Source organism: Ktedonobacter sp. SOSP1-85, assembly GCF_016587415.1.
Classification (GTDB): Bacteria; Chloroflexota; Ktedonobacteria; order Ktedonobacterales; family Ktedonobacteraceae; genus Ktedonobacter.
Map to the genome: position 1 here is coordinate 2,483,551 of NZ_BNJI01000001.1, position 13,913 is coordinate 2,497,463.

Genomic DNA, 13,913 nt, shown 5'->3' on the forward strand with positions numbered 1-13,913 from the left:
TCGCGAGACAATTCAGAAAGCTAAGCCTCTGCCGTGGTCTTAGCCGTTTCAAGATCCTTCTCGGCCGAGTTTGCCTCCAGGAGTCGCCTAAATAGGCGCGTTATGGGGACATATGCAGCCAGGAGCGCTAGCGAGCAGGTAAGGGTTATCACACATCCAAGCAGATTTGTTGGCATGATAATATCCAGGGCGCCGGGTCCCCAACTTCCCGCATGCTGGTACCAGGTGTTCAGACCCGCGCACCAGATCGCAGCCTGGAGGCACCAGTATGCCACACGCCCACGTCCAGAACTTATGCCTAGTAGGAAGATGCCGATACCGATATATGTCAGCACGCCTCCAAAGCCCAGGCCACGGATATATCCCGGCCACCAGAGGAGATCTGACAGAATCCAGGAGAAACTCACCGAAGGCAGGGCCGAACGCGCCAGCACGACGTTTATCGCTCCGAGTATTCCCAGCACCAGGCAGACCACTCCCAGACCACACCACACAGATCGATAGCGCAAGAATCGCCGTAACATAGAAATACGCATTCCTTACTTATACAAACGCAAAACAATAAAATAGCTGTAACCTGTTTCCCCTATTATATCTACGAAGGCATACATCCACAATGGAGAAACGTCCACCGAAACCTAGCTGTTGCTACCACTTTCCAGGTACACCTGCGCATGCGCATGCGCATATACATGGCGCAAGAACCGTGTCAAAGGAATGTAACTGATGAACAATAACAGTGAGATTGCCAGGGTGACGATCCCCCAGAACATATTGACTGGCACCACAAGCGCCAGTAGATGCTCCCATGCGTAGGTTACCCGCTTCCCCGGCGTTTGGTAGAGCAGGTTGATCCCGACACACCAGACGGCGACCTGGAGCAACCAGAATGCCAGGCGTGGGCGCTCGGAACTGATGCCCAGTAAGCCAATCCCTATCCCTAGATAAATAAGAACGCCCCCAAAGGGAACGCCGGTCATCCAATCACCCAGCATAGTGTCGCGCCACCACAGGACATCCTGCACGACAATAGGAAGGCTCACCCGCAACAAACTCGCGTTTGCCATGACAATGCGCACAGTCCAATACACGCTTAGCAGAAGACATATCACTCCCAGCGAACGCAGAAGCGTCTTAAGCGTAAGGGTTCGCGTTAACATATAGCACCTCTTCTCTTCTAGATGTGCGCTTCCCCTCTCTCTCCTCAACCAATCGCGCTTTATTGCAAAGATAAACGTGCATTCTCCTACTCAGGATACATGAGGATTTAGTAAGTTGGGTGCAGGGATGCCTCCGGCATCCCTGCACCCAACTTACCTGACTCCATGAGATACACCTGGGCATTATAGCGACATATGGAAGTTGACCGACGCTGCTAGGCTCTATGCCTCTACATACAGCCTAGCTCTTTTTGTTACGCTCTCTTTCGCGGAGTTCCACGCGCCGGATCTTGCCGGAGATAGTTTTTGGGAGTGTCTCGACGAACTCGATTTCGCGGGGATATTTATAGGGGGCGGTGACGTTTTTGACATGCTCCTGTAGTTCGCGTGCCAGGGAGTCCGCTGGCTCATAGCCCGGGGCCAGGATCACGAATGCCTTGACGATCTCGCCTCGCATCTGATCAGGGCTGGCCACAACAGCCGACTCGGCAACGGCCGGGTGCTCTTTGAGTGCGCTCTCAACTTCGAAGGGTCCAACGCGATAACCGGCTGTAATGATAACATCATCCGCCCGTCCAACAAACCAGAAGTAGCCATCTTCGTCCTTATAGGCCCGGTCACCGGTAATGTACCAGTCGCCTCGAATGCTGGCCTGAGTCGCCTCAAGATTGCGCCAGTACTCCTGGAACATCCACACTGGACGCTCGGGCTTGATACGTACCGCGATATCGCCCTCTTTGTGCGGTGGAAGTTCGCTGCCATCGTGATCGATGATGCTGATCTCAAAACCTGGCGAGGGCTTGCCCATTGAGCCAGGCTTGACTGTGAGAGGAGGGAAATTGCCGCAGAGCAAGACCGTCTCCGTCTGACCATATCCATCACGAATAGTCAGGCCCGTCTTCTCTTCCCAGAGACGAATGACCTCGGGATTGAGCGGCTCGCCCGCGCCCACGCAGTGGCGTAGCGCCTTTGGTGGATGAGACTGTAAGTAGGCCAGTGGCTCATCCAATACCAGCATACGATAGGCCGTAGGGGCGGCACAAAAGGTGGTAATGGGATAGGTATGCAGTAGTTCCAGAGTCTCCAGCGCGTTAAATTTTCCGCGCGCGTCCTGGACAAAGATGGCCGCGCCCATGCTCCACGGGCCAAACAAGCTGGACCAGGCAGCTTTTGCCCAGCCATTTTCAGTGAGATTGAGGTGCAGGTCGTCCTCATGCAGGTCGAGCCAGTATTTCCCTGTAATGGTATGTCCAATGGGATAGCTGGCCTGGGTATGCAGCACCATCTTGGGGTTGCCCACGGTCCCCGAGGTAAAATAGATCAGGCAGGGGTCGTCGCTACGCGTCTTGGGGCCTGCAAAATCTGGCAGAGCCTTGCCTGTGATATGCGCATAGCTGTGCCAGCCTTCACCAGGCTCACCATTATCTACTAGAATTGCCTGGGTGATGGTCAGGCACTGATCACGCACCGCCTCAAATTTTCGGGCTCCTTCGCTGTCCGTGATGATGGCACGCGCCTCCGCAGCCTTGATACGAAATTGGATGTCTTTCGTTGTGAGCAGAGTCGTCGAGGGGATAGGAATGGCACCTAATTTCATCAATCCCAGCACACTCTCCCACCACGCGGGAATGCGGGGCAACATGACCAGCACGGTATCGCCTTTGCGTATCCCCAATAGTGAGAAGGCGTTCGCCGCCCGGCTCGATGCCTCCGCGAAGTGCGCAAAAGTCAGGCGTCGCTCTTCCCCATCCTGTCCTAGCCACAACATCGCTAATTTCTGCGGGTCCTGTGCCCATTTGCCAATCACATCAGTCACGAAATTAAAATACTCGGGAACCTCAAGCGCGAACGCGCGGCGCTCAGCTTCATAGTCTAGCATATTCGGGGTTTTCGCCTGCGTCATACATGCCTCCTTACATCTCACTTGGCGTAAGAAACAACAACGCTGTTGCCGATCATGACCTGTATCATATCACGCCACATGGAGCATATGGCAATCTTTACTCCCCCGTTTTCGCGCCTACGGCGCTCACTGGGGTAAGAGGTGTGCTGGCCTGGGGCCAGCACACCTCTTACCCCAGTGAGGAAGGAGCTCACAGGGCGAGTTCCGATCTGAAATAAAAGGGCAAGGCGCGAAAACTTGACCTCTTGCTTGATAGGTAACACCTCTCTATAATAAACCTGGATATGTTGAGCATCTCGCACACCTGAGCAAGACTGGCCATATATTAACCAGGAGTAGAAGTCTTTATGAGCAATACGCAAGCAGATTCGGAGAGCTACGTCGGGCGTCAAGTTGGAAACTACCTTGTTCAGGCTGAGGTACAGCGCGGCTCATATGGCAGCGTCTTCCAGGCCAAACATGTTATCTTCGCCGATGAACCTGTCGTCGCCCTCAAAATTCTGCATACTAATCTGACTGATCCGGCCTCCGAGCAGCAGTTTTTTGATGAGGCACGCCTGTTACGCCGTCTGAAGCATGCGCATATCTTGCCTGTGCAGGACGCAGGACTCGATGAAGGTGTACCCTATTTCGTCGCGGCCTATGCCGCGGGCGGCTCGCTACGCGATCTCCTGCTCAAGCAGCAAGGGGCGCCTCTTCCCGTCGCCGACGCGCTGCGCATCCTTAACCAGGTCGGCGATGGTCTGAACTATGCGCATCAACAATCGGTGGTGCACCGCGACCTCAAGCCAGAGAATATCCTCTTTGGCGACCAGGGCGAGGCGCTGCTCGCCGATTTTGGCATCGCCGTAACTCTTACCTCGACGCGTACGCAGCTCGCCAACCGCAGTGGTACCCCAGCTTACATGGCCCCTGAACAGTTTGAAGGCTTAAGCAGTATCAAAAGCGATCAGTACGCCCTCGGCTGCATGGCCTATGAACTCCTCACCGGGCGCCTGCCATTTCAATTCACTGATACCAGTATCGAGACCATCTGGTTCCAGCATGCCAAGGTGGTACCGACCCCACCCACACAGATAAACTCAACAATTCCACCCTATACAGAGCAGGCGATTCTGCGCACCCTGGCCAAGGACCGTGAGCAACGCTTCCCCTCGGTGGCGGACTTCCTCCTGGCACTCAACGCTGGCTATACAACGCAGACAATCTACGCCGCACCCGCCCAGCCACAGGGACTCACCCCGACCATTATGGTAGAGCCAGCAAACCAGCAACAACCGCCTCTGGCTCCTACCCGCGTGGTAGAACAGCCCGCAAGACCAGCCATCGCACCCACAATCCTGGCAGACCAGCCAGCCTCCTCTACACCCGCTCAGGGCTACACGCCAACTGTCTCAGCCGACGCGGATACAGAGAGTACCCCCCATACGACGCAGGGCGACGCACAAAACCAGCCCCAGGCCGCAAGCACCTCTAAAAAGACGCGCCGCCTGCCAACCACCATGGCGACAGGAAGTGCTTCTAATTCCCAGGCGCAAACATCCACGCCTGAGGTAGCCCCCGCGCCACCGCCCATTACGCCGGTCTCGCAACAACCCACGCTTATTCTCGATCCAGATAAGGCCAGGCTCTATGGAGAGACCGCGCACAAGCTCAATGACATCGAGCGCTATAGCGAGGCCCTGGCATATTTTGAGCAAGCCTTGCACTTTGATCCCGCCAACGGCTGGCTCTATGGTGGCAAGGGCTTCGCGCTGTATCATCTTGAGCGCTATGAGGAGGCCCTGACGGCACTCAATGACGCTATTAAGCTCGGTTATACCAATAATGGCTGGATGTATGCCTACCTGGGCTATACACTCAAAGAGCTGCACCGCTACCAGGAGGCCCTGCAAGCCTACGACCAATCGCTCCAGCTGGATGCCAATAACGCCTGGACCCTGCGCGAAAAGGGGCATATCCTCAACACGCTCAAGCATTATGATGAGGCGCTCAAATGTATCGATCGCTCGCTTGAGCTGGATACCAAAAGCGAGTTCGCCTATGGTCGCCGGGGCTTCGCCCTCAAAAATCTCGGTCGCCACGCCGAAGCGCTTCAAGCATATGACCAGGCCCTGACTCTTGATCTACACGATGGCTGGACCTATCGCGAGAAGGCCCACGTCCTCAATCTTCTTAAGCGCTATCCAGAGGCAGTCGAGGCAGCAAATATGGCGATCCAGTTCGATGCGCACGATATGTATGCTTATGTCCAGAAGGGTTTCGCCCTCAAAAATCTCGGTCACTATGAAGAGGTCTTACAGGCATACAATCAAGCGCAGGCGCTTGACCCTAAGAATGCCTGGTTCTATCGCGAAAAAGCTTTTGTGCTCAATGAGCTTAAGCGCTATGAGGAGGCATTACATGAGTCCGACCAGGCTGTTAAACTGGAGCCACACAACGCCTTCGCCCACGGACGCCGAGGCTTCGCGCTCAAAGAGCTCAAGCGCTATGAAGAAGCCCTTCAGGCCTATGACAAGGCTCTGCAACTAGACGCCAATGACGCCTGGACGCTACGCGAAAAGGCGCATGTCCTCAATAGCCTCAAGCATTATGATGAGGCCCTAACCTGCGCCGAGCAAGCTTTGCACCTCAATCCCCAGGACGACCTGGCCAAAGAACAGCGTGAAGCCGCCAAGCGCCACCTTCGCCGCCACAAGAAGGCCGCCGAAGAGAAAGAGAAAGAATAAGAATGTAGCCAGGGGAGGCGTGCCTCCCCTGGCTACATTCTTATTCTTTACTCGAAAGCTCGAAGATACGTGTGCGTGTCTCCAGGTGTTCACGTGAAACCGGGTTGAAGAAGTGATCTATCGACAACCAGAAACTCCGGCTATGATGGAAGAAGAGGAATGGCAGCAAGACCGTCATAGGAATACCAATGGCCCAGATGAGAGCCAGAGACACGGTCCGCATGGCCGATAGGGGCACGGTAAAGCCTACAACGATGAACTCGCTGAGTACAAGGTTGATGGCCATAGAACTGGTAAAGTACCCCTCTTCCCCACGTTCATAGGGAAACTCGCAGTATGGACACTGATCATACATTTTGAAAGGACGGCGGAACAATTTGCCCTTCCCACAGATGGGACAACGCAGAATGAGACCACGCCACAACAATCGTGACAACTTGATATGCATAGTGCAACCTCTTTATAACCCATTGCTTCAACCTCGAAGCATAGAAGTTCTTTCTCTATACAAAACAATAGCACACGCCGGTTTATTCATGCCACTCATACCACTCATACCACTCTAAAAATACACGCATAGCACAGTTGCCACCACAGCCACCATATCCTAGAGCAATTCGCAATAGCATTAAGTAGCACGACGCTGCGAAAGCACGCGTCTACATATCATGAACCATATGTAGACGCGTGCTTTCGCAGCGTCGTGACTCTCCACACTCTAGCCGATTGTTTGTTTAGCCCAGGGCCAGCACTAGCTTGCCGAAGTTGCGGTTGGCCTGCATCACCTTGTGCGCCTCAGAGATACGCTCAATGGGGAAGACCTCTTCCACAATCGGCCTGACCTTACCTCTGGCGAGCAAGGGTACAACCTGGACCGCGAAGTGGCGCGTGGCCGCCAGTTTCTCTTCCAGGGTACGTGAGCGTAGGGTAAAACCACGAATGCTCAGGCGTTTGGCCATGACCTTGCCCAGGTTAACATTGGCATCGGCTCCGCCCAGTGTCGCCAGGAAGACCAGGCGACCCCAAAGGCCGAGCGCCTCCAGATTCCCCTCCATATAGGGGCCTCCGATAAAGTCCAGCACGAGATGCACGCCCTCGCCATGCGTCATTTCCTTGACTTCCTGCGCGAAATTCTCGGTAGAGAGACCGACATCCAGGCCCAGTTCTTTGGCGCGCTCAAGCTTATCAGCGGTGCGCGAGGTGCCATACACCGTACAACCCATAGCGCTTGCCAGTTGGATCGCTGCCGTCCCCACACCACTACCAGCGGCATGTACCAGCAGGCGCTCACCCATCTTCAAGTCACCCTGGGTAAACAAGGCGTCATGGGCAGTGATGAATACCTCAGGAATCGCAGCCGCCTGGATAAAGTCCAGATTCTCGGGAATTTCTACCAGCAGGCCCTCGTGGATAAGCAAATATTCAGCCTGTCCACCGCCGCCTGTAATCCCCATTACGCGCTGCCCAGGACGCCAGCGGCGCACCATGGGGCCCACCGCCGCCACCTCGCCCGCGAACTCCAGGCCGGGAATAATGGTTGGATATCCTGGAGGCGCCGGGTAGTGTCCCATACGCTGCGAGATGTCCGCGCGATTGAGACCTGCCGCCTTCACGCGCACCAGGACCTGGTCCCCAATCGGTTCGGGGGTGGCGATCTCCTGTACCTCTAATACCTCAGGGCCGCCCGCCCTGGTAATAATGACCGCTTTCATACCACTCTCTCCTTACAAATGTCTACATTGACACTGATGACCGCCTCTCAAGGCCGATGTCGCTACTATTGTACAATGTCGACGCCCTCTTTTGCAGGAGGGATTCTCAAATAAAAAAGAGGCAGCGTGTGTTCTCAAACTTGAGAGCACACGCTGCCTCTTTTTTATTTTCTGCTTCTCAGGAGGGATTTAGCCCTTGTTCTGAGTCTCCAGGTCAATCTCGATCTTGACATCGTCGCCAACCAGCACACCACCGGTCTCCAGAGCGGCGCTCCAGGTCAGGCCGAAGTCGCGGCGATTGATCTTCGTGGTCGCGCTCAGGCCGGCCACGGTCGCACCCCAGGGGTTCTTACCTTGACCCAGGTACTCGGCATCAAAAACGACTGACTTGGTCACACCATGGATGGTCAGGTCGCCGGTCACTTTGTAGCCATCGCCCGCACGCTCAACATTGGTGCTCTTGAAGGAGAGAACAGGAAACTGCTCAGCATCAAAGAAATCAGCGCTACGCAGGTGGCCGTCGCGATTGGCATCGCTGGTATCGACGCTGGCCGTATCAGCCTGGGCCTCAACCCAGGAGGCGGCAGGATTCTGCTCGTCGATGTGCAGCTTACCGCTAAAGACTTTAAAGCTACCGCGAACTGTGCTGAACATCATATGTTTCACGGAGAAATTGACGTGTGAGTGTGTAGGATCGATTTCCCAGGCCATTAGATATACCTCCTAAAAAAGCAAATATGCTTTTGTTAGCAACTTTCTTTATGATAGTTACATTCTAGCATGTACAACTTGCATTTGTCAAGCCACTTACTTTCGAATAGCAACATATCTTGACTACGTTTTACCATATTAACTTATCATTGTCAAGTAGCTTATATAGAGTAAGTATAGAGTAGGCTGTTTGGTGGGCAGAGCCCACCAAACAGCCTACTCTATACTTATCCCTGAGCACCGCAGGTGCGAAGGTACTAGTTGAGCATGATATAATTGCACCAAAACCATAGGGTTGTGGAGGTTTTCTTCTCTATGTTCACCCTCGCCGACATCCTACAGCAATCTCAAAACGCACAGGCGCAAGTGCAGCTTGTGAGCACAACAACACCCGATCCGGCTATGACCTTTACCGAGGCGCATCACGATAGCCGCCAGGTCAAACCCGGTGATCTCTTTATTGCCATCAAAGGCGCCAAAGTCGACGGACACGCCTTTATTCATAAAGCGGCCCAGGCTGGGGCCAGCGCGGCCCTCTGCACACATCCCATCGAGGATGTACCTGAGGGTTTTCTCCAGATCGTGGTTCCCGACGTAGTCGCGGCCCTACATGCCACGGCTCACGCGCGCACCCGCCGCCAGCCCGAGACCACCTATATCGGTATTACCGGTAGTAATGGCAAAACCAGCACCAAAGAGGCCATCGCCGCCGTGCTGGAGCGCCACGCGCCCACACTCAAGACTCTAGCCTCCTATAACACGGAGATCGGCTATCCCCTTACTCTACTGCGCCTGGAGCCCCAGCATCGTTACGCGGTTCTGGAGATGGGCGCGCAATGGGTAGGCGAGCTAAAGATGCTCAGTGGCATCACCTGCCCGGACTGGTCGGTCATCACCAATGTAGGCGCCTCCCATCTAGGATATTTTGGCTCGCAGGAACAGGTCATTATCGCCAAAAGTGAGCTGGTCCAGGTGCTCTCACCCGATGGGATCGCCCTGTTAAACTATGATGATCCCAATGTGCGCGCCATGAGCACCAAAACCAGCGCCCGCGTGATCTACTACGGTCAGGGAGAAGGCGCCGATGTCCGCGCCAGCAAGCCTGGCGGCGACCAGCTCTTTGGGCGTAGCTTTGTGCTCAGCTATCAGGACCAGGAGGTTCCCGTTCAACTGCATATTCCTGGTGAGCATGGCATCGCGATTGCCCTGGCCGCAGCAGCGGTAGGCTGTGCCGCTGGCCTCCCTCTAGATGTTATTCGGCAGGCGCTCGAAGAACTCAAACCAGCCAAACGCCGTGGCGAGATCAAGCCCGGCCCCAATGGCAGCACCCTGATTGACGACTCCTATAACGCCAATCGCCAGTCCATCCTCGCCATCGCCCAGGCCATGCATGGATCAACGCTCGCGCCCCACGGCAAACGCTGGGCGGTGCTGGGTGATATCCTGGAATTAGGGCAGTATGCACGCGAGGAGCACCGTACCTGTGGCGCCGCCCTGGCCTCCCTGGTCGACTACATCGTCGCCATAGGTGAGCAAGCGCGCTTCTTTATCGAGGGTGCCCTGGAAGCTGGCATGTCCCAGGATCACGCCTACTTCTATAGCGCTGACCTGGAGAACAGCGCCGAGGTTGAAGCCGCCAAGCACGCCGCCGCCGACCTCCTCAAGGAGCAGGTGCGCGGCGATGATCTCGTGCTCATCAAGGCCTCCCTCGGCCTCAGCATGGATACCCTGATCAAACAGCTCTCAGAGTAAAACACATCTATTTCCAGCGCAACACGAAAGGATCACATCCGTGACACAGCATAATGAGCCAGGCGCAAAGAAAATCCGCATTGGCCTAATCTACGGCGGCCGCTCCGGCGAGCACGAGGTCTCCCTCAACTCTGCCAAATCGGTCATCGCAAACATTAATTCTGATAAGTACGAGGTCGTTCCCATCGCCATCAACAAAACGGGCAAGTGGCTGCTGGGCGTCGAACCAACACGCATGATCGAGGCCGAGAAGAGCGCCCAGGCTGAGGCCGAACTAGAGCAGAGCACCGCCGTTACCTTTACCGGCGACCCCAACCTGCGCCGTCTCATCCCGGTCAATGGCAGCCAAGAGCAACTAGAGAATCAGGGAGCCATCGACGTGATCTTCCCCGTCATGCATGGCACCACAGGCGAGGATGGCGCCTTGCAGGGCATGCTAGACATGGCGGACGTCCCCTACGTCGGCTGCGGCGTCCTGGGATCGGCCCTGGGCATGGATAAAGAGAAGATGAAGATGATCTTCGAGCGCGCAGGACTGCCAGTTGGGGAGTATCTCGTCTACCGCCGCAACCAGTGGGAACGGGATCCCGAGAGCATCCTTAACGCCGTTGAGGAGCAGTTGAATTATCCCTGCTTCGTCAAGCCTGTCAACCTGGGTTCAAGTGTGGGCATCAACAAGGCGCACGACCGCGCCGAACTGGTACACGCCATCAATGTCGCCGCCGAGTACGACCGCAAGGTCATCATTGAGCGCAACATCAACTGCCGCGAGTTTGAGTGCGCCGTCCTGGGCAATGACGAGCCTATTGTCTCTGTCATGGGCGAGATCGTTCCCAGCAACGAATTCTACGACTATAAAGCCAAGTATGTGGACGGGAAGTCCCAGGTCATCATCCCCGCCGAAATCTCGCAGGAGCTCTCGCAAGAGATGCGCCGCCAAGCCCTCATCGCCTTCACCTCGCTCGACCTCAGTGGACTCTCGCGCATCGACTTCTTCCTAGAGAAAGAGACCAACAAGGTCTACATTAACGAGGTTAACACTCTTCCCGGCTTCACCAAGGTCAGCATGTATCCCATGCTCTGGGAGGCCAGCGGCATCCCCTATCCCGAGTTGATTGACCGCCTGGTCGAGCTCGCCCTTGAGCGCCACGCCGACCGCCAGCGCAACCGCACCAGCTTCGGTTTGTAGGGGTTACTTATAGCTCATGTGAAGATAAGCGCTTCAGCCATCTGGCTGAAGCGCTTATCTTCACATGAGCTATAAGTAACCGGCTCCCCTGGCTCCTGGTGGCTATTAGGAAGTCTGCCTGATGTTATACAATACAAGCATATCTAAGCCGTTCCCAACATACTAAAAAGTATATTTCTTGCTATGCTCTGGCGGGCGTCCCACACGCCGGGGTACATTGATTAATGATAAGCAGAAAGGCAGCAGCTCGCATGGCTCGTACCACCATTACCTCTGTGACCGTTGAACCTTTAACTATTCCCCTTCTGGAGCCCTTCGCTATCGCGACTGGGAGCGTGAATGCCGCAAGCAACGTCCTCATCACTATTACCTTACAAGATGGCAGCGTGGGCTATGGCGAGTGCGCGCCCTTCCCGCCTAGTACGGGCGAGTCCCAGGAAACCGCTCTGGCAGCAGCTCGTGGCTGTGCCGAGCTGCTGCGTGGACAGAATGTGGCCAACTGGCGTGTCCTCGCCAAGCTGATTCGGAGCTACTTCTACGCCCAGGCCACCGTCTGTACTGGCATGGAGATGGCGATCCTCGACGCGCTAACCCGCTCCTATGGCATTCCGCTCTATACCTTCTTTGGTGGGGCCACAAGCTCGGTCGAGACTGATTTGAGTATCCCCCTGGTCTCGCCTGAGCACGGCTATGAACTAGCGCAGGACGCGGTCGAGAAGGGTATTAGCAGCATTAAGGTCAAGGTGGGTGGAGGTCTGCGCGAGGATGTTGACCGCGTGGAGGCCATTCGCAGTGGTGCGCCCCATGTAGGTCTGACCCTCGATGCTAACCAGGGCTATACCCCTAATGAAGCCCTACTCTGCCTTGAAGCCCTGAATGATCGCGATATTCGCCCCCTGCTCCTGGAGCAACCAGTCGCTAAGGATGACTTCGAGGGCCTACGCTATATTACCAACCACACCTCGGTGCCCATCGCCGCCGATGAGAGCGTCAGCAGCCCGGCCGATGCCTGGCGCCTGATCAGTATGGGAGCTGTAAATGTAATCAATATTAAGCTGATGAAGTCGGGATTCGTGCAGGCGCTGGACATTGCCGCGCTCTGCCGGAGCACAAACACGCAGCTTATGGTCGGGGCAATGATCGAGTCACGCCTGGCGATCAGCGCCTCGGCACATTTTGTGGCTGGCCTGGGTGGCTTCCGCTTCATCGACCTGGATACCCCCATGCTCCTGGCTGAAGATCCCTTCACCGGGGGCTACGAGCAACGGGGAGGCACCTATGATCTCTCGACCGTCAAAAGTGGCTTGGGCATTGAGCGACGATAACAGCAGTGGCTTCGAGCAATGAACGTCTCACGTATGAGAGCACCTGCTCAGCAGCATCTCTGCTTTCTTTGCCAAAACGATGATGAGAATTGACCTGCTACGCGAGAGGCAACGAAAAGCAAGGGGAGAATGTGTCTCACGTTCTCCACGCAAGCAGGTCATGTTCAAAGCGTGAGCAACGCCTATTTACCTTCCTCGAAGAAACGTTTTACCAGGAAGCTGAGAACATAGGAACAGACAATAAGAAAGACCATTAACTCTTGGAGCTTCGATGTTATGCTGGGAACCACAACCATGACAACCACGCAGGCACTCAGAGCCACTATACCCGCGAAGAAGAGAACTGATGTGGCTAAAAGCGTCGAAAACCTCTTTTTCGCCCGGGTTTTCTTCACAGCTCGTAAGGGAAAGGTCTGAATCAGACGAGCTTGATAGTCCTCATCATCTCTTCCTTCAGAAAACCGCCATGGATGGGTGTTGGCTGTGCCTTCCTCGGCTCAGCAGACATGCGACGGGGAGAGGACATCTTGGCGATGGAAGGGAGAGGCAATGGGCGCAGTGGCGAGGTGGTGAGGGGCCGCTTTGTGACCACTGGCTGGTGATCTGTTCTTCGCTGCGTACCTTCTGCCGGAATCGATGGCAAAGTAATTCTGGGTCCAAACGTGCGCCCCTGTGGCCTTAGAGTATGACCCGTTTCGCGAAGGAGCAGAGGATCGGTATGAGGAATGGAAGGCGTTGAATATATGGTCTTCTCTGTCCAGTGGAAGAGGACGTTTCCAGGAGTTCATTCTTCATGGTACATGCTTTCTGTTGGTTCGTATCGTTTGTACTCACAATCCCTTCGCATCGACGGCTGGGCCGAGCGTGAGATGACTGTACAGTAAGTACAGTTGCATTTTGAGTGGCGTTGGTTACGGCTTCATCCCAAGGTCACCCAAAATGGGGTAGGAATGAGCTTCCAGGCATGTGTTTTCAGGTTGGAAGAACTGGAGGAATGAACGAAAGAGCCGTACAGTGAAGAGAATGCACAGTCGAACTGCAAGAAACATATACAGTGACAATCGCTGAACAAAGGATTGACATTTGTCTATTTATTCGTATACTCTTAGCTAAGAGCATCTAGTGCCAACAAATATATAGCAGCAATTGCTACGTATTTGTGATGTATGCTCGATAAATGCACAGAGAGGATTTGTGCATCTCCTTTGGCAGGAAGCCACCTCGCACTTCACGCTGCCTGTAGCTTATGTCCTTCATCACGTGGCTCCTGTACAACCCCTCCGAATACATGTGAAGGTGGGGTAGGTGTGGGTGGTCAAACCTATGCTATGCCGATTCCCATGCCTCCGCTTCGGCAGGGGTAAGGGAATGGGTCTGGGGAAACGGGTGTGACAGAGGAGAATAACATGGCGTTGTTCTCCGTCATCCTCTT

At 55.0% G+C, this 13,913-nt stretch carries 10 protein-coding genes; 4 read left to right on the forward strand and 6 right to left on the reverse strand.

Annotated elements, in window-relative coordinates; translation table 11 throughout:
* Positions 1–20: 20 nt before the first annotated feature.
* The 3 genes from KTE_RS10385 to KTE_RS10395 form a co-directional block, all read right to left on the reverse strand.
* A complete protein-coding gene (locus KTE_RS10385; RefSeq protein WP_201380761.1) occupies positions 21–524 on the reverse strand; it encodes a hypothetical protein in 504 nt (167 codons plus the stop codon).
* A 114-nt stretch (positions 525–638) separates the two neighbouring features.
* Entirely contained in the window at positions 639–1,160 is a 522-nt protein-coding gene (locus KTE_RS10390; protein ID WP_201380762.1) for a hypothetical protein, read from the reverse strand.
* A gap of 241 nt (positions 1,161–1,401) precedes the next feature.
* Positions 1,402–3,063, reverse strand: coding sequence for an AMP-binding protein (locus tag KTE_RS10395; protein WP_201380763.1), 1,662 nt, complete (start codon positions 3,061–3,063; stop codon positions 1,402–1,404).
* A 347-nt stretch (positions 3,064–3,410) separates the two neighbouring features.
* On the opposite strand from KTE_RS10395, the gene KTE_RS10400 reads away from it, so the two are divergent.
* The gene (locus tag KTE_RS10400; protein WP_201380764.1) at positions 3,411–5,792 is read left to right on the forward strand and encodes a tetratricopeptide repeat protein; all 2,382 of its coding nucleotides are present in this window, start codon (positions 3,411–3,413) and stop codon (positions 5,790–5,792) included.
* Positions 5,793–5,832: 40 nt separating this feature from the next.
* Here KTE_RS10400 and KTE_RS10405 read toward each other — a convergent pair whose 3' ends face one another.
* From KTE_RS10405 to KTE_RS10415, 3 genes are all read right to left on the reverse strand, one after another.
* Positions 5,833–6,240 carry a DUF983 domain-containing protein gene (locus KTE_RS10405; protein ID WP_201380766.1) on the reverse strand — a complete coding sequence of 136 codons (408 nt, stop codon included), beginning with the start codon at positions 6,238–6,240 and terminating at the stop codon, positions 5,833–5,835.
* A gap of 286 nt (positions 6,241–6,526) precedes the next feature.
* Positions 6,527–7,504 (reverse strand): NAD(P)H-quinone oxidoreductase, encoded by a 978-nt coding sequence (locus tag KTE_RS10410; RefSeq protein WP_201380768.1) that lies wholly within the window; start codon positions 7,502–7,504, stop codon positions 6,527–6,529.
* Positions 7,505–7,693: 189 nt separating this feature from the next.
* Complete coding sequence (locus KTE_RS10415) at positions 7,694–8,215, reverse strand: YceI family protein (RefSeq protein ID WP_201380770.1); 522 nt, start codon at positions 8,213–8,215, stop codon at positions 7,694–7,696.
* A gap of 315 nt (positions 8,216–8,530) precedes the next feature.
* On the opposite strand from KTE_RS10415, the gene murF reads away from it, so the two are divergent.
* From murF to KTE_RS10430, 3 genes are all read left to right on the forward strand, one after another.
* Positions 8,531–9,967, forward strand: a complete 1,437-nt coding sequence (gene murF / locus KTE_RS10420; protein WP_201380773.1) for a UDP-N-acetylmuramoyl-tripeptide--D-alanyl-D-alanine ligase — start codon at positions 8,531–8,533, stop codon at positions 9,965–9,967.
* Positions 9,968–10,007: 40 nt separating this feature from the next.
* On the forward strand, positions 10,008–11,156 hold the full coding sequence (locus KTE_RS10425) for a D-alanine--D-alanine ligase (RefSeq protein WP_201380775.1): 1,149 nt from the start codon (positions 10,008–10,010) through the stop codon (positions 11,154–11,156).
* A gap of 251 nt (positions 11,157–11,407) precedes the next feature.
* Positions 11,408–12,481 carry a dipeptide epimerase gene (locus tag KTE_RS10430; RefSeq protein WP_201380777.1) on the forward strand — a complete coding sequence of 358 codons (1,074 nt, stop codon included), beginning with the start codon at positions 11,408–11,410 and terminating at the stop codon, positions 12,479–12,481.
* Positions 12,482–13,913 lie beyond the last annotated feature (1,432 nt).

Bases quoted from the DNA above. Each gene is read 5' to 3' on its own strand.
- KTE_RS10385 (WP_201380761.1), bottom strand. From the start codon at position 524: ATGTTACGGCGATTCTTGCGCTATCGATCTGTGTGGTGTGGTCTGGGA.
- KTE_RS10390 (WP_201380762.1), bottom strand. From the start codon at position 1,160: ATGTTAACGCGAACCCTTACGCTTAAGACGCTTCTGCGTTCGCTGGGA.
- KTE_RS10395 (WP_201380763.1), bottom strand. From the start codon at position 3,063: ATGACGCAGGCGAAAACCCCGAATATGCTAGACTATGAAGCTGAGCGC.
- KTE_RS10400 (WP_201380764.1), top strand. From the start codon at position 3,411: ATGAGCAATACGCAAGCAGATTCGGAGAGCTACGTCGGGCGTCAAGTT.
- KTE_RS10405 (WP_201380766.1), bottom strand. From the start codon at position 6,240: ATGCATATCAAGTTGTCACGATTGTTGTGGCGTGGTCTCATTCTGCGT.
- KTE_RS10410 (WP_201380768.1), bottom strand. From the start codon at position 7,504: ATGAAAGCGGTCATTATTACCAGGGCGGGCGGCCCTGAGGTATTAGAG.
- KTE_RS10415 (WP_201380770.1), bottom strand. From the start codon at position 8,215: ATGGCCTGGGAAATCGATCCTACACACTCACACGTCAATTTCTCCGTG.
- murF (WP_201380773.1), top strand. From the start codon at position 8,531: ATGTTCACCCTCGCCGACATCCTACAGCAATCTCAAAACGCACAGGCG.
- KTE_RS10430 (WP_201380777.1), top strand. From the start codon at position 11,408: ATGGCTCGTACCACCATTACCTCTGTGACCGTTGAACCTTTAACTATT.